The 16,938-nt window shown below is 60.7% G+C and carries 13 protein-coding genes; 10 read left to right on the top strand and 3 right to left on the bottom strand.

The genetic code is table 11. The features are described from left to right. Nucleotides 1-38 precede the first annotated feature (38 nt). A complete protein-coding gene (locus ACYYKW_RS13280) occupies nt 39-1,529 on the bottom strand; it encodes a leucyl aminopeptidase (protein ID WP_464990327.1) in 1,491 nt (496 codons plus the stop codon). A 575-nt stretch (nt 1,530-2,104) separates the two neighbouring features. On the opposite strand from ACYYKW_RS13280, the gene lptF reads away from it, so the two are divergent. From lptF to pdxJ, 8 genes are all read left to right on the top strand, one after another. Next, on the top strand, nt 2,105-3,226 hold the full coding sequence (lptF, locus tag ACYYKW_RS13275; RefSeq protein WP_090281892.1) for an LPS export ABC transporter permease LptF: 1,122 nt from the start codon (nt 2,105-2,107) through the stop codon (nt 3,224-3,226). After that, entirely contained in the window at nt 3,219-4,280 is a 1,062-nt protein-coding gene (gene lptG, locus ACYYKW_RS13270) for an LPS export ABC transporter permease LptG (protein ID WP_090281893.1), read from the top strand. Before lptF ends, lptG begins: the two co-directional genes overlap by 8 nt. A gap of 173 nt (nt 4,281-4,453) precedes the next feature. Then, nucleotides 4,454-6,250 (top strand): translation elongation factor 4, encoded by a 1,797-nt coding sequence (gene lepA, locus ACYYKW_RS13265; RefSeq protein ID WP_090281894.1) that lies wholly within the window; start codon nt 4,454-4,456, stop codon nt 6,248-6,250. Between the two features lie 9 nt (nt 6,251-6,259). Then, a complete protein-coding gene (gene lepB, locus ACYYKW_RS13260) occupies nt 6,260-7,114 on the top strand; it encodes a signal peptidase I (RefSeq protein ID WP_336354937.1) in 855 nt (284 codons plus the stop codon). A gap of 169 nt (nt 7,115-7,283) precedes the next feature. Next, nucleotides 7,284-7,973 carry a ribonuclease III gene (rnc, locus tag ACYYKW_RS13255; RefSeq protein ID WP_024011703.1) on the top strand — a complete coding sequence of 230 codons (690 nt, stop codon included), beginning with the start codon at nt 7,284-7,286 and terminating at the stop codon, nt 7,971-7,973. Further along, complete coding sequence (gene era, locus ACYYKW_RS13250; RefSeq protein ID WP_064586098.1) at nt 7,966-8,868, top strand: GTPase Era; 903 nt, start codon at nt 7,966-7,968, stop codon at nt 8,866-8,868. Before rnc ends, era begins: the two co-directional genes overlap by 8 nt. 167 nt (nt 8,869-9,035) lie before the next feature. Next, on the top strand, nt 9,036-9,725 hold the full coding sequence (gene recO, locus ACYYKW_RS13245) for a DNA repair protein RecO (RefSeq protein ID WP_464990326.1): 690 nt from the start codon (nt 9,036-9,038) through the stop codon (nt 9,723-9,725). 39 nt (nt 9,726-9,764) lie between these two features. Next, a complete protein-coding gene (pdxJ, locus tag ACYYKW_RS13240; protein WP_464990325.1) occupies nt 9,765-10,508 on the top strand; it encodes a pyridoxine 5'-phosphate synthase in 744 nt (247 codons plus the stop codon). Nucleotides 10,509-10,634: 126 nt separating this feature from the next. On the opposite strand, the gene mltF is transcribed toward pdxJ, so the two are convergent. Next, nucleotides 10,635-12,095 (bottom strand): membrane-bound lytic murein transglycosylase MltF, encoded by a 1,461-nt coding sequence (mltF, locus tag ACYYKW_RS13235; protein ID WP_090281899.1) that lies wholly within the window; start codon nt 12,093-12,095, stop codon nt 10,635-10,637. Between the two features lie 285 nt (nt 12,096-12,380). Here mltF and purL point away from each other — a divergent pair, with 285 nt between their 5' ends. After that, complete coding sequence (gene purL / locus ACYYKW_RS13230; RefSeq protein WP_093104476.1) at nt 12,381-16,277, top strand: phosphoribosylformylglycinamidine synthase; 3,897 nt, start codon at nt 12,381-12,383, stop codon at nt 16,275-16,277. Between the two features lie 20 nt (nt 16,278-16,297). After that, entirely contained in the window at nt 16,298-16,609 is a 312-nt protein-coding gene (locus ACYYKW_RS13225; protein WP_464990324.1) for an NGG1p interacting factor NIF3, read from the top strand. Here ACYYKW_RS13225 and ACYYKW_RS13220 read toward each other — a convergent pair. After that, on the bottom strand, nt 16,579-16,938 hold a 360-nt coding region (locus tag ACYYKW_RS13220), incomplete at its 5' end, for a hypothetical protein (protein WP_464990323.1). The two genes, ACYYKW_RS13225 and ACYYKW_RS13220, sit on opposite strands and share 31 nt — an antisense overlap.

The following is a 16,938-nucleotide window of genomic DNA, read 5'->3' as shown; positions in this document are numbered from 1 at the left end:
GCAGCGTCACCCGAGAGTGACGCCACTTGTCAGCGGGTTCAGGCTTTGGCGCGATCCAGCAGGTATTGGGTCAGCAACGGCACCGGACGGCCGGTTGCGCCCTTGTCCTTGCCGCCGCTGGTCCACGCGGTGCCGGCGATGTCGAGGTGCGCCCAGTTGAGGTTCTTGGTGAAGCGCGACAGGAAGCACGCGGCGGTAATGGTGCCGGCTTTTGGCCCGCCAATGTTGGCGATGTCGGCGAACGGGCTGTCCAGTTGCTCCTGGTACTCATCGAACAGCGGCAGTTGCCAGGCGCGGTCGTCGGCGGCCTGACCGGCGCTGAGCAACTGGCCGATCAGTTCGTTGTTGTTGCCCAGCAGGCCCGAGGTGTGCGCGCCCAAGGCTACGACGCAAGCGCCGGTCAGGGTGGCGATATCGATGACCGCTTGTGGCTTGAAACGCTCGGCATAGGTCAGCGCATCGCACAGCACCAGACGGCCTTCGGCGTCGGTGTTGAGGATTTCCACGGTCTGGCCGCTCATGGTGGTGACGATGTCGCCCGGACGCGAAGCGTTGCCGCTCGGCATGTTTTCCGCGCAGGCGAGGATGCACACCAGATTGATCGGCAGTTTCAGCTCGAGCACGGCGCGCAGGGTGCCGAACACGCTGGCGGCGCCGCCCATGTCGTATTTCATTTCGTCCATGCCGGCGCCCGGCTTCAGGCTGATGCCGCCAGTGTCGAAAGTGATGCCTTTACCGACCAGCGCGTACGGCTTCTCGGATTTCTTGCCGCCGTTGTATTGCATGACGATCAGGCGCGGCGGCTGGGCGCTGCCCTGGCCAACGGCATAGAACGAACCCATGCCGAGGGATTTGATCTTCTTCTCGTCGAGCACTTCGACTTTCAGATCCTTGAACTCTTTGCCGAGGTTCTTGGCCTGTTCGCCCATGAAAGTCGGGTGGCAAATGTTCGGCGGCAGGTTGCCCAGATCGCGGGTGAAGGCCATGCCGTTGGCAATCGCCGTAGCGTGATTGACCGCACGCTGTACTTCGGCCTGCGCCGCCTTGATGGTCAGCAGGGTGATTTTCTTCAGAGCGCGCGGTTCGGCTTTCTGGCTCTTGAACTGGTCAAAGGTGTAGCCGCCGTCGACCAGGGTTTCTGCCAGCAGACGGGTCTTGCCGTAGCTGTCGCGACCTTTGACGATGACTTCGTCGAGCGCCAGTACCGCATCGCCGCCGCCCAGACCTTTAAGGGTGTTGAGGATGCCGGCAGCGATTTTGCGGAAGGGACGGTCGCCCAGTTCTTCGTCCTTGCCCACGCCGACCAGCAGCACGCGCTCGGCTTTCAGGTTCGGCAGGCTGTGCAGCAGCAGGCTCTGACCAACCTTGCCGGCCAGATCGCCACGCTTGAGGACCGCGCTGATCGCGCCGCCGCTCAGTTCATCGACTTGGCTGGCGGCCACGCCGAGTTTGCGGCCTTCGCCGACGGCAACCACCAGGGTGGCGGTTTTCAACGTTTCTGGGCTAACGCTTTTTACAACCAGTTCCATGTCCGGATCCCTGAATGAATGGTCAACACGCAGGCGTTCGACGCTGTCCGCAGTCGCCTGCTTATAGATAGAAGAGACGCAGGCCAAAGCCTGCGACAAGGGCCGCAGTTTGAACCTCGCTCCCCGCGCCTGACAACCCTAGGGGGCGTTCTCAATTAGTTTTCATACCGCGTTGTCGCCTTAAAGCCAGCCAGGCAAGGCGCAGGCCGCTGGGAATGGTTGTTCCCTTTCCAAGGCCTGCAACGCAGACTGGCCGGCTTTAAGGCACAACCCGAAGGGCCGGGCCTGCTGTTGTGCAGGGCTGCGTTGCTCGAAGCTTATTTGGAATGACCAAACCACGCTTCTCGCGCCTTGCCCTGCACAACAGCAGACTCGGCGCGGTGTGAAAACTAATTGAGAACGCCCCTAGGTTGTACGATCAGCAAAGGATTACAGCGAAGGATGAGTGTGCGCAGTGACAGGCGCACCCAATCACAGGATAATGCCGCATCTTTTTTCGACCGCTCTGCGTTGCGGGCCGGTCGATGTGCTTGCTTGTTTGGCCGCCTTAGCCTGACAACCCTGGAGTGTCTGGTTTGATCGTCTTCCGTTATCTGTCCCGCGAAGTCTTGTTGACCCTCAGCGCCGTAAGTGCCGTGCTGCTGGTCATCATCATGAGCGGTCGCTTCATCAAATATCTGGCTCAGGCCGCTGCCGGCCAGCTCGATCCGGGCTCGCTGTTCCTGATCATGGGCTTTCGCCTGCCGGGTTTCCTGCAACTGATTCTGCCGCTGGGCCTGTTCCTCGGGATCCTGCTGGCCTACGGTCGCCTGTACCTTGAAAGCGAAATGACCGTGCTCTCGGCCACCGGCATGAGCCAGCAGAAATTGTTTCGCATGACCCTGTTCCCGGCGACCCTGGTGGCGCTGGTGGTGGCATGGCTCAGTCTGGGCCTGGCCCCGCAAGGCGCAAACCAGTTCCAGCTGCTGCTGAACAAGCAGGATGCGCTGACCGAGTTCGACACGCTCGAACCCGGGCGTTTCCAGGCGCTGCGCGACGGTACCCGGGTGACCTACACCGAAACCCTGAGCGACGATCGGGTCAATCTGGGTAGCGTGTTCATTTCGCAGAAAAACCTCGGCGCCGATCAAAAGGATCGCGGCATTTCCGTGCTGGTCGCCGAATCGGGCCGTCAGGAAGTCCGCCCTGACGGCAATCGCTATCTGATCCTCGACAACGGTTATCGCTATGACGGCAGCCCGGGTCAGGCCGATTACCGCGCCATTCACTACGAGACCTACGGCGTGTTGCTGCCCAAGCCGGACGTCAGCGAGGAAGTCACCGACCGTGACGCCATGCCGACTTCGTCGCTGCTGGGCAGCGATGACATCCGTTCCCGAACCGAACTGCAATGGCGTTTGTCGCTGCCGCTGCTGGTATTCATCGTGACCCTGATGGCGGTGCCGCTGTCGCGTGTCAACCCGCGCCAGGGGCGTTTCCTCAAGCTGCTGCCGGCGATTCTTCTTTATATGGCTTACCTGACCATCCTGATTGCCGCGCGCGGCGCCCTCGAGAAGGGCAAGATCCCGCCGGCACTCGGTTTGTGGTGGGTGCACGCGATTTTCCTGCTGATTGGCCTCGGCCTGCTGTACTGGGAGCCGCTGCGCCTGAAAATGGCCAGCCGTCGCTCCGCTGCGCTGGAGGTGGCCCGTGGTTAAACTCGACCGCTACATCGGCAGCAGCGTGTTCATGGCGATCATCGCTGTGCTGGCGATCATCCTCGGTCTGGCGACGCTGTTCGCCTTCATCGATGAAATGGGCGACGTCAGCGATACCTACACGCTGCTCGACGTGCTGAGCTTCGTGCTGCTGACCGCGCCGCGCCGTCTCTATGAAATGCTGCCGATGGCCGCGCTGATCGGTTGCCTGATCGGCCTCGGCAGTCTGGCCAGCAGCAGCGAGCTGACGGTGATGCGCGCCGCTGGCGTGTCGATCGGCCGTATCGTCTGGGCCGTCATGAAACCGATGCTGGTGCTGATGCTGGCCGGCGTGCTGATCGGCGAATATGTCGCCCCGGCCACCGAAAGCATGGCGCAGGCCAATCGTTCGCTGGCGCAGGGCAGCGGCGATGCACAAAGCGCCAAGCACGGCATGTGGCACCGTCAGGGTGAGGAATTCATCCACATCAACGCCGTGCAACCGAACGGCCTGCTGTATGGTGTGACCCGCTACCACTTCGACAAAGAGCGCCACCTGCTCAGCTCGAGTTTCGCCAAGAAGGCCGAATTCGATGGTGATCACTGGCAGCTCAGCGAAGTGTCCACCACGCTGTTCAAGGATCGCAGCACTGAAGTGGTGAATACGCCGACCGAGCGCTGGGACGTGTCGCTGAGCCCGCAATTGCTCAGTACCGTGGTCATGGCGCCGGAATCGCTGTCGATCAGCGGTCTGTGGGGTTATATCCACTATCTGGCCGAACAAGGCTTGAGTAACGGCCGTTACTGGCTGGCATTCTGGGTCAAGGTGTTGCAGCCGCTGGTTACCGCCGCGCTGGTGCTGATGGCGATCTCCTTCATTTTCGGTCCGCTGCGTTCGGTGACTCTCGGTCAGCGAGTTTTCACAGGTGTACTGGTGGGGTTCACCTTCCGGATCGTCCAGGATCTGCTTGGGCCTTCGAGTCTGGTGTTCGGTTTCTCGCCGCTGTTTGCGGTGCTGGTACCAGCTGGTGTGTGTGCCTTGGCGGGTGTCTGGCTGCTCAGACGGGCGGGCTGATGAACAAGCTTTCATTCAGCGCTTGAACCCTGAAAACGCCCCGCTCGCAAGAGTGGGGCGTTTTTGCATGCAAACCAGATGACAGGCGAACGTGACGCTTGCGCGGACTATCAGGTACAATTCCCGGCTATTTTTCGGCGGGCCATGCCTGCAGCCTTTTTGAGTGTTGATCCGTGAGTGATTTGAGTCATATCCGCAATTTCTCCATCATCGCCCACATTGACCATGGCAAGTCGACGCTGGCCGATCGCTTCATCCAGATGTGCGGCGGCCTGGCCGAGCGTGAAATGGAGGCACAGGTCCTCGATTCCATGGACCTTGAGCGTGAACGCGGGATCACCATCAAGGCCCACAGCGTCACCCTTTATTACACCGCCAAAGACGGCATCAAGTACCAGCTGAACTTCATTGACACCCCGGGCCACGTCGACTTCACCTACGAAGTCAGCCGTTCCCTGGCCGCGTGTGAAGGTGCATTGCTGGTGGTCGATGCCGGTCAGGGCGTGGAAGCCCAGTCCGTGGCCAACTGCTACACCGCGATCGAGCAGGGCCTGGAAGTCATGCCGGTGCTGAACAAGATCGACCTGCCGCAGGCCGATCCCGATCGCGTCAAGGACGAGATCGAGAAGATCATCGGCATCGACGCCACCGACGCCGTGACCTGCAGCGCCAAGACCGGCCTGGGTGTCGACGAAGTCCTCGAGCGTCTGGTGCACACGATTCCGGCGCCGACCGGCAACATCGAAGATCCGCTGCAAGCGTTGATCATCGATTCGTGGTTCGACAACTATCTGGGCGTTGTCTCCCTGGTACGTGTGCGTCACGGCCGGGTGAAGAAGGGCGACAAGATCCTCGTCAAGTCCACCGGCAAGATCCATCTGGTCGACAGCGTCGGCGTGTTCAACCCGAAACACACCGCCACCACTGACCTGAAAGCCGGTGAAGTGGGCTTCATCATTGCCAGCATCAAGGACATTCACGGTGCACCGGTCGGTGACACCCTGACCCTGGCCTCGACCCCGGACGTTGAAGTGCTGCCCGGCTTCAAACGCATCCAGCCACAGGTTTACGCCGGTCTGTTCCCGGTCAGCTCCGACGACTTCGAGGATTTCCGCGAAGCGCTGCAGAAGCTGACCCTCAACGACTCGTCGCTGCAGTACACCCCGGAAAGCTCCGACGCCCTGGGCTTCGGCTTCCGTTGCGGCTTCCTCGGCATGCTGCACATGGAAATCATCCAGGAGCGTCTCGAGCGCGAATACGACCTGGACCTGATCACCACCGCGCCGACGGTAATCTTCGAGCTGGTGCTGAAAACCGGTGAAACGATTTACGTCGACAACCCCTCCAAGCTTCCGGATGTGTCGTCGATCGAAGACATGCGCGAGCCGATCGTGCGGGCCAATATCCTGGTCCCGCAGGAACACCTGGGCAACGTCATCACCCTGTGCATCGAAAAACGTGGTGTGCAGGTCGACATGCTGTTCCTGGGCAATCAGGTGCAAGTGACCTACGACCTGCCGATGAACGAAGTGGTCCTGGACTTCTTCGACCGTCTCAAGTCCACCAGCCGTGGCTATGCTTCGCTGGACTACCATTTCGATCGTTACCAATCGGCTAATCTGGTGAAACTGGACGTGCTGATCAACGGCGACAAGGTCGATGCCCTCGCATTGATCGTGCACCGTGACAACTCGCACTACAAAGGTCGCCAGTTGACCGAGAAGATGAAAGAGCTGATCCCGCGGCAGATGTTCGACGTAGCGATTCAGGCCGCCATTGGCGGGCAGATCGTTGCGCGGACAACCGTCAAGGCACTCAGAAAGAACGTATTGGCCAAATGCTACGGTGGTGACGTCAGCCGTAAGAAGAAACTGCTGGAGAAGCAGAAGGCCGGTAAGAAACGCATGAAGCAGGTCGGCAACGTGGAAATTCCACAGGAAGCCTTCCTTGCCGTGCTCAGGTTGGAATAGTCAGGTCCTATGTCACTAAATTTCCCGCTGTTGCTGGTCATCGCCGTGTTCGTCTGCGGCCTGTTGGCGTTGCTCGATCTGTTGATTCTGGCGCCGCGTCGCCGGGCGGCCATCGCGTCCTATCAGGGCAGCGTCAGCCAGCCAGATGTCGTGGTGGTTGAAAAGCTCAACAAGGAACCGCTGCTGGTCGAATACGGCAAGTCGTTCTTTCCCGTGTTGTTCATCGTGCTGGTGCTGCGTTCGTTCCTGGTGGAGCCGTTCCAGATTCCTTCCGGCTCGATGAAACCGACCCTGGACGTCGGCGACTTCATTCTGGTGAACAAGTTTTCCTACGGGATCCGCCTGCCGGTGATCGACAAGAAAATCATCGAAGTCGGTGATCCGCAGCGCGGCGATGTGATGGTGTTCCGCTACCCGAGCGACCCCAACGTCAACTACATCAAGCGTGTGGTCGGCCTGCCGGGCGACACGGTGCGCTACACCGCTGACAAGCGTCTTTTCGTCAATGGCGAATCGATTGCCGAGCAGATGGTCGGTTCCGAGCCGGGCACGCTGGGCAGCGCTGAACTCTACAAAGAGAAACTGGGCGCCGCCGAGCACCTGATCCGCAAGGAGATGAGCCGCTATCGCGCCACGCCGGACCGCTCTTGGACCGTGCCTGCCGGGCACTACTTCATGATGGGCGACAACCGCGACAACTCCAATGACAGCCGTTACTGGGATGATCCGAACATTCCCAAGAACCTGCTGGGCATGGTTCCCGACCAGAATATCGTCGGCAAGGCCTTTGCGGTCTGGATGAGCTGGCCGGAGCCAAAACTCAGCCACCTGCCGAATTTCTCGCGGGTTGGCCTGATCAAGTAATCACACACGGCGCTGTTGACCACAGCGCCGAATGCATTTCTGGAGCCGGTACAATCGGCTTCACAATCGCCAGGATTTAATTTTTGAACACAGCGTTAATTGTCCCAGGCCTGCGCCGCACCCCGGCGATGGCAGTGGAATCCAGCCACGAACTCAGCGTGGGTAAACCGTGAGCGTTTCTCTAAGCCGTCTCGAGCGCCAGCTCGGTTACACCTTCAAGGATCAGGAGCTGATGCTGCTGGCCCTCACGCACCGCAGTTTTGCCGGGCGCAACAACGAACGCCTGGAATTCCTCGGTGATGCCATCCTCAATTTCGTCGCCGGCGAGGCATTGTTCGATCGCTTTCCGCTGGCCCGCGAAGGCCAGTTGTCGCGTTTGCGCGCACGCCTGGTAAAAGGTGAGACGCTGGCCGTACTGGCGCGCGGTTTCGACCTTGGCGATTACCTGCGACTGGGTTCCGGTGAGTTGAAAAGCGGCGGCTTCCGTCGCGAGTCGATTCTGGCCGATGCCCTCGAAGCGTTGATCGGTGCGATCTACCTCGATGCCGGCATGGACGTCGCCCGCGAACGCGTACTGGCCTGGCTGGCCGGCGAGTTCGAAGGCCTGACGCTGGTCGACACCAACAAGGACCCGAAAACCCGTCTGCAGGAACACTTGCAGTCGCGCGGTTGCGAACTGCCGCGCTACGAAGTGGTGGATATCCAAGGCGAGCCGCACTGCCGAACCTTCTTCGTCGAATGCGAAGTGGTCTTACTGAATGAAAAAAGCCGAGGTCAGGGTGTGAGCCGTCGTATTGCCGAACAGGTAGCGGCCGCCGCAGCACTGATTGCCCTGGGCGTGGAGAATGGCAATGACTGATACAAACGCAACTCGCTGTGGCTACGTTGCCATCGTCGGCCGTCCCAACGTCGGCAAGTCGACGCTGCTCAACCACATCCTCGGCCAGAAGCTCGCGATCACCTCGCGCAAGCCGCAGACCACCCGCCACAACATGCTCGGGATCAAGACCGAGGGCGATGTGCAGGCGATCTACGTCGACACCCCCGGCATGCACAAGGGCGGCGAAAAGGCCCTGAACCGTTACATGAACAAAACTGCTTCGGCGGCGTTGAAAGACGTCGACGTGGTGATCTTCGTGGTCGACCGCACCAAGTGGACCGAAGAAGACCAGATGGTCCTCGAGCGTGTGCAATACGTCACCGGCCCGCTGATCGTCGCGCTGAACAAGACCGATCGCATCGAAGACAAGGCCGAGCTGATGCCGCACCTGAGCTGGTTGCAGGAGCAGTTGCCGAACGCCCAGATCATCCCGATTTCCGCGCAGCACGGGCATAACCTCGAGGCGCTGGAAAAGGTCATCGCCGACCACCTGCCGGAAAACGATCACTTCTTCCCCGAAGACCAGATCACCGACCGCAGCAGCCGCTTCCTCGCCGCTGAACTGGTGCGTGAAAAAATCATGCGTCAGATGGGCGCCGAGCTGCCATACCAGATCACCGTCGAGATCGAAGAGTTCAAGCAGCAGGGCAAGACCCTGCACATCCATGCGTTGATCCTCGTCGAGCGTGACGGCCAGAAGAAAATCATCATTGGCGACAAGGGCGAGCGCATCAAGCGCATCGGCACCGAAGCGCGCAAGGACATGGAGCTGCTGTTCGACTCCAAGATCATGCTCAACCTGTGGGTCAAGGTGAAGGGCGGCTGGTCCGACGACGAGCGTGCGCTGCGTTCGCTGGGTTATGGCGATCTGTAAGCACCAAACCTGATAACACCGATACCCGCTGTGGGAGCGAGCCTGCTCGCGAAGGGGATGTAACATTCAGCATTGATGTTGACTGTCACTCCGCTTTCGCGAGCAGGCTCGCTCCCACAGTAGTTTTGGGTTGTGTATAAAAACTGCGTTTGTTCATCGAGAACTCAATGTCGCAATACCCGCCTCCCGCCCAACCTGCCTACGTCCTGCATTCGCGCGCCTACCGCGAAACCAGTGCGCTGGTCGACTTCCTGACGCCGCAAGGTCGGCTGCGGGCGGTGTTGCGCAGTGCGCGTGGCAAGGCCGGCACGCTGGCGCGGCCGTTCGTGGCGCTGGACGTCGAGTTTCGCGGCAAGGGCGAGTTGAAGAATGTCGGGCGCATGGAAAGCTCCGGCACGTCGGCGTGGCTCAACGGTGAGGCGTTGTTCAGCGGTCTCTATCTCAACGAGCTGTTGATTCGTCTGCTGCCGGCCGAAGATCCGCACCCTGCGGTGTTCGATCACTACGCCGCGACATTGCTTGCACTGGCTGAGGGGCGGCCGCTGGAACCGTTGCTGCGTTCTTTCGAATGGCGCCTGCTCGACGACCTCGGCTATGGCTTCTCGCTGAACACGGATGTGCACGGCGAACCCATCGCCGAAGACGGCCTCTATCGTCTGCAAGTGGATGCCGGGCTTGAGCGGGTGTTCCTGCTGCAACCCGGCCTGTTCAATGGTGTGGAACTGCTGGCGATGGCTGAAGCCGACTGGTCAGCCACCGGCGCGCTGTCAGCGGCCAAGCGCCTGATGCGTCAGGCATTGGCGGTACATCTGGGCGGTCGACCGCTGGTAAGCCGCGAGCTGTTTCGCAAGCCCTGATATGCTGTGCGCCGAATTCTTCCCTTCAGGAGCGCACTCGTGACCAACAGCAATCGCATTCTTCTCGGCGTGAACATCGACCACGTTGCCACCCTGCGTCAGGCTCGTGGCACGCGTTACCCTGACCCGGTCAAGGCAGCGCTGGACGCGGAAGAGGCGGGCGCCGATGGCATCACCGTGCACCTGCGCGAAGACCGCCGTCACATCCAGGAGCGCGACGTCCTGCTGCTCAAGGAGGTGCTGCAGACGCGAATGAACTTCGAAATGGGCGTCACCGAAGAGATGATGGCGTTCGCCGAGCGCATTCGCCCGGCGCACATCTGTCTGGTGCCGGAGACGCGCCAGGAACTGACCACTGAAGGTGGCCTCGATGTAGCGGGACAGGAAGAGCGCATCAGGGCAGCGGTTGAGCGGCTGTCGAAGATCGGCAGCGAAGTGTCGCTGTTTATCGATGCGGATGAGCGGCAGATTGCCGCCTCCAAACGCGTCGGCGCTCCCGCGATCGAACTGCACACCGGGCGTTACGCCGACGCCGAAACTCCGACGCAAGTGGCTGAAGAGCTCAAGCGTGTCGCCGATGGCGTGGCGTTCGGGCTGGCGCAAGGCCTGATTGTCAACGCCGGGCATGGCCTGCATTACCACAACGTCGAAGCGGTGGCGGCGATCAAAGGCATCAACGAACTGAACATCGGCCATGCGCTGGTGGCGCATGCGTTGTTTGTCGGGTTCAAGTCTGCTGTTTCCGAAATGAAAGCGCTGATCCTGGCTGCCGCCAAGGTCTAAAGGACACCGCATAACACCTGTGGGAGCCAGCCTGCTGGCGATAGCGGAGTATCAGTCAACGAAGATGTTGAATGATCAACCGCTATCGCCAGCAGGCTGGCTCCCACATTTAGTTTCAGGTGTCTATCAGAGCGGGGCTGGTTCCTGCGCCGGTTTCGACTTGTCGATCCCCGGCACATGCAGATTACCCTCGGCCACCTGATCGCCTTCAAGCTGCGGTTGGGTCACCCAGGTGAGGATGTCGTAGTAGCGACGGATGTTCGCCACGAAATGCACCGGCTCGCCGCCGCGGGCGTAGCCATAGCGGGTCTTGCTGTACCACTGCTTCTGCGACAGGCGCGGCAGGATCTTCTTCACGTCCAGCCACTTGTCCGGGTTCAACCCTTCCTTGGCGGTCAGTTTGCGTGCGTCGTCGAGGTGGCCGCTGCCGACGTTATACGCCGCCAGCGCGAACCAGGTGCGGTCCGGCTCCTTGATCGAATCGTCGAGCTGATCCTTCATGTACGCCAGGTACTTGGCGCCGCCCATGATGCTTTGCTTGGGGTCGAGACGGTTGGACACGCCCATTGCCTGCGCGGTGTTCTGGGTCAACATCATCAAGCCGCGCACGCCGGTTTTCGAGGTAACCGTCGGCTGCCACAGCGATTCCTGATAACCGATCGCCGCGAGCAAGCGCCAGTCGACTTTTTCTTTCTTCGCGTAATTCTTGAAGTGCTGTTCGTACTTCGGCAGACGCTGCTGCAAGTGCTGGGCGAAGGTTGTGGCGCCCATGTAGCCGAGCACGTCGACGTGGCCGTAATAACGATCCTTCAGCCGTTGCAAGGTGCCGTTTTTCTGCACCTTGTCGAGGTAGGCGTTGATTTCGTTGAGCAGGCTGTTGTCTTCGCCCGGCCCCACCGCCCAGCTCTGGCTGCGCGCATCGCCAAGGTCGAAGGCCACACGAATGTTGGTGAAGTACACCTGGTTCATCGCCACTTCGTTGGAATCGACCAGGGTCAGATCGATCTGCCCTTCATCGACCATGCGCAACAAATCGACTACCTCGACGGCGTCAGATTCTTCGTACTCAATGGCGGGAAATTTCTGTTTCAGCTCGGCCAGTTGTTCGGCGTGGGTGCTGCCCTTGAGCACCATGATCTTCTTGCCGACCAGATCACCAGGATCGGTCGGCCGCGACTGGCCGTTGCGATAGATGATCTGCGGGGTGACTTCAAGGTAGGAGTGGGAAAACCGCACCTGTTTTTTGCGTTCATCGCTGCTGACCAGACCGGCCGCGGCGAGCACCGGACCATTGGGCTTGCCTATCTGGTTGAACAGGTCATCGAGGTTGTCGGCGGTCTCGATCTTCAGCTCGACGCCCAAATCGTCGGCAAAGCGCTTCACCAGCTCGTATTCGAAGCCGGTTTCACCGCTGCGATCCTGAAAGTAGGTGGCGGGGCTGTTACGGGTGATTACCCGCAGCACACCATCCTCCTTTACGCGCTCGAGGGTGTTGGGTTTATCAACACAGCCACTGAGCATCAGGAAGAGTCCGGTTGCGATCAGCCATTTGGCGTACCGCGGACGCAAAGCCGTTGGAAAAAACATCTGCGCAGTATACGCAAACGGCCACGGGCGCCATATCTCGACAGCGCGCGAGGAGTCTGCTAAAGGTCACAAAATCGAACGAAACCCCATGAAAGCGGGCGGATCAGGCTTTTTGTTGCAGTAAAAATAAGCGGTTGTTACAAGGGTGATTTACCTGACCCCGGAGGCAGAAACACAGAAGGGCAGGCGAATGCAACCGCGCGTAGCGTTTCGGGTGATGTTGAGGGCGGTTTAGGCTAGAATGCACGGCCTCAAAGCACACCCCTTCCCGAGGCTGTCCCGAAGATGTTGATCCTGCGCGGCGCTCCTGCCCTTTCTGCCTTTCGCCACAGCAAACTCCTTGAGCAACTGAGCCAGAAGGTTCCAGCTGTCAGTGGCCTGTATGCTGAATTCGCTCACTTCGCCGAAGTCACCGGCGTCCTGACCGGCGACGAACAGCAGGTGCTTGCGCGCCTTCTGAAGTACGGTCCAAGCGTTCCGGTTCAAGAGCCGACCGGCCGTCTGTTTCTGGTGTTGCCGCGTTTCGGCACCATCTCGCCCTGGTCGAGCAAGGCCAGCGACATCGCTCGCAACTGCGGCCTGAGCAAGATCCAGCGTCTGGAGCGCGGTATCGCCTTCTACGTGGCTGGCCAGTTCAGCGAAGCCGAAGCGCAGTTGATCTCGGACGCCCTGCATGACCGCATGACCCAGATCGTGCTGGCCAACCTCGAACAGGCTGCCGGTCTGTTCAGCCACGCCGAGCCGAAGCCGCTGACCGCGATCGACATCCTCGGTGGCGGCCGCGCCGCGCTGGAAAAGGCCAACACCGAGCTGGGCCTGGCCCTGGCCGAAGACGAGATCGACTATCTGGTCAACGCCTTCAACGGTTTGAAGCGCAACCCGCACGACATCGAACTGATGATGTTCGCTCAGGCCAACTCCGAACACTGCCGCCACAAGATTTTCAACGCCAGTTGGGACATCGACGGCCAGAGCCAGGAAAAGAGTCTGTTCGGCATGATCAAGAACACCTACGTGATGCACAGCGAAGGCGTTCTGTCGGCTTATAAGGACAACGCTTCGGTGATCGTCGGCAACGTCGCCGGCCGCTTCTTCCCGAACCCTGAAACCCGCCAGTACGGCGCGGTGCAGGAGCCGGTGCACATCCTGATGAAGGTTGAAACCCACAACCACCCGACTGCGATCGCTCCGTTCCCGGGCGCATCGACCGGCTCCGGCGGCGAGATCCGTGACGAAGGCGCTACCGGTCGTGGCGCCAAGCCAAAGGCCGGCCTGACCGGTTTCACCGTATCCAACCTGCAGATCCCCGGCTTCGAACAGCCATGGGAAGTGCCGTACGGCAAGCCTGAGCGCATCGTTACCGCGCTGGACATCATGATCGAAGGCCCGCTCGGCGGCGCTGCGTTCAACAACGAATTCGGCCGTCCGGCACTGACTGGCTACTTCCGTACCTTCGAACAATCGATTACCACCCCGCACGGTGATGAAGTGCGCGGTTACCACAAGCCGATCATGCTCGCCGGCGGCATGGGCAACATCCGCGAAGAACACGTCAAGAAAGGCGAGATCGTTGTCGGCTCCAAGCTGATCGTGCTCGGCGGCCCGGCGATGCTCATCGGCCTGGGCGGCGGCGCAGCGTCCTCGATGGCCACCGGCACCAGCTCGGCGGATCTCGACTTCGCTTCCGTACAGCGTGAAAACCCTGAGATGGAGCGTCGCTGCCAGGAAGTCATCGACCGTTGCTGGCAACTCGGTGACAAGAACCCGATCAGCTTCATCCACGACGTCGGTGCGGGCGGTCTGTCCAACGCCTTCCCGGAACTGGTCAATGACGGCGACCGCGGTGGCCGTTTCGAACTGCGCAACATTCCCAACGACGAGCCGGGCATGGCCCCGCACGAAATCTGGTCCAACGAATCCCAGGAACGTTACGTCCTGGCGGTCGGCCCGGCTGATTTCGAGCGTTTCAAGGCGATCTGCGAACGCGAGCGTTGCCCGTTTGCCGTAGTCGGTGAAGCCACTGCCGAGCCGCAACTGACCGTGACCGACAGCCACTTCGGCAACAACCCGGTGGACATGCCACTGGAGGTGTTGCTGGGCAAGGCCCCGCGCATGCACCGTTCGGTGGTTCGCGAAGCTGAATTGGGCGATGACTTCGATCCGTCGAACCTCGACATCACCGAGTCCATCGAACGCGTTCTGCATCACCCGGCCGTGGCGAGCAAGAGCTTCCTGATCACCATCGGCGACCGCACCATCACTGGCCTCGTGGCCCGTGACCAGATGGTTGGCCCATGGCAGGTGCCGGTGGCCGACGTTGCCGTCACTGCCACCAGTTTCGACGTCTACACCGGTGAAGCCATGGCGATGGGCGAGCGCACGCCGCTGGCTCTGCTGGACGCCCCGGCATCCGGCCGCATGGCCATCGGTGAAACCATCACCAACATTGCCGCTTCGCGCATCAACAAGCTTTCCGACATCAAACTGTCGGCGAACTGGATGTCGGCAGCCGGCCACCCGGGCGAAGACGCGCGTCTGTACGACACCGTGAAAGCGGTCGGTATGGAACTGTGCCCTGAGCTGGGCATCACCATTCCGGTGGGCAAGGACTCGATGTCCATGGCCACGCGCTGGAACGATAACGGCGAAGACAAGACCGTGACCTCGCCGATGTCGCTGATCGTGACCGGTTTCGCGCCAGTGGCTGACATCCGTCAGACCCTGACCCCTGAACTGCGCATGGACAAGGGCACCACCGACCTGATCCTGATCGACCTCGGTCGCGGGCAGAACCGTATGGGTGCGTCGATACTTGCGCAGGTCCACGGCAAACTGGGCAAACACGCGCCGGACGTCGATGACGCCGAAGACCTGAAAGCCTTCTTTGCGGTGATCCAGGGCTTGAACGCCGACGGTCACCTGCTGGCGTACCACGACCGTTCCGACGGCGGTCTGCTGACCTCCGTGGTGGAAATGGCCTTCGCCGGCCACTGCGGTCTGAGCCTGAACCTGGACAGCGTTGCCGAATCCGCCGCGGAAATCGCCGGGATTCTGTTCAACGAAGAACTGGGTGCGGTGATCCAGGTGCGTCAGGACGCCACCCCGGACATCCTCGCGCAATTCAGCGCAGCGGGCCTTGGCGACTGCGTGTCGGTGATCGGCCAGCCGATCAACAACGGCCAGATCAATATCACCTTCAATGGCGACACCGTGTTCGAAGGCCAGCGTCGTCTGCTGCAGCGTCAGTGGGCCGAGACCAGCTACCAGATCCAGCGTCTGCGCGACAACGCCGAGTGCGCCGAGCAGGAATTCGACGTGCTGCTGGAAGAGGACAATCCGGGCCTGAGCGTCAAGCTCAGCTACGACGTCAACCAGGACATCGCCGCGCCGTACATCAAGAAGGGCATCCGTCCACAGGTGGCGGTGCTGCGTGAGCAGGGCGTCAACGGTCAGGTGGAAATGGCCGCCGCGTTCGACCGCGCCGGTTTCAACGCGATCGACGTGCACATGAGCGACATCCTCGCTGGCCGTGTCGACCTCAACGAGTTCAAAGGCCTGGTGGCCTGCGGTGGCTTCTCCTACGGCGACGTCCTCGGCGCCGGTGAAGGCTGGGCCAAGTCGGCGCTGTTCAACAGCCGCGCCCGCGATGCGTTCCAGGGCTTCTTCGAGCGTAACGACAGCTTCACCCTCGGGGTGTGCAACGGTTGCCAGATGATGTCCAACCTGCACGAACTGATTCCGGGCAGCGAGTTCTGGCCGCACTTCGTGCGCAACCGCTCCGAGCAGTTCGAAGCGCGCGTGGCGATGGTGCAGATCCAGGAGTCGAACTCGATCTTCCTGCAGGGCATGGCCGGTTCGCGCATGCCGATCGCTATCGCACACGGTGAGGGGCATGCCGAGTTCGCCAGCGAAGAAGCACTGCTGGAAGCCGATCTGTCCGGTTGCGTGGCGATGCGTTTCGTCGACAACCATGGCAAGGTCACCGAAGCCTATCCGGCGAACCCGAACGGCTCGCCGCGCGGGATCACCGGTCTCACCAGCCGTGACGGCCGCGTGACGATCATGATGCCGCACCCTGAGCGGGTATTCCGCGCGGTGCAGAACTCGTGGCGCTCGGAAGACTGGAACGAAGATGCACCTTGGATGCGCATGTTCCGTAATGCGCGAGTCTGGGTAAACTAAAAGCGGGTTAATTAAGGCCTGTGTACAAGCTCGCGTTTTTCGTTCCCGACAGTCATGTCGAGGTGGTCAAGGGCGCTGTGTTCGCTGCCGGGGGTGGGCGGATCGGTGACTATGACCACTGTGCGTGGCAGGTGCTCGGCGCTGGTCAGTTTCGGCCGTTGGAGGGCAGTCAGCCGTTCGTTGGCGAGGCGGGGCAGGTTGAGCGGGTCGAGGAGTGGAAGGTCGAGCTGGTCGTTGCGGATGAGTTGATTGTTGCTGTTGTGGCAGCGTTGAAATTGAGTCATCCGTATGAGACGCCGGCTTATGAGGTGTGGCGGCTGGAAGATTTCTGATCTTTGTGGCGGCTGAAAAGGGAAACCCGCAGATGAGTGATTGTCTGCGGGTTTTTTTTGGTCCCGAATTTGTGAGCGAGAGCCTTACAGCCGGCCAGTATCTGCTTGATGTACGCGGTTGAAACTGTGGGAGCGAGCCTGCTCGCGAAGACTTTCTTCCAGGCGCTGGTTTTTTGTTTGTGTACATATCCGTTGCTGCGGTCACGGCTGCTTAGGGTTCCGCCCTTACGGCGGGTCACCTTTTTCAAACGCCAAAAAGGTAACCCAAAACGCTTGCTCCTACGTACGGCCCTCGCAAGCTCGGGTCCCTTCGCTCCGGGATCGATCCG

Source organism: Pseudomonas sp. 15C, from assembly GCF_055484735.1.
Note: the sequence above shows the minus strand (reverse complement) of the source record. Positions and strands in the feature narration are given on the sequence as shown.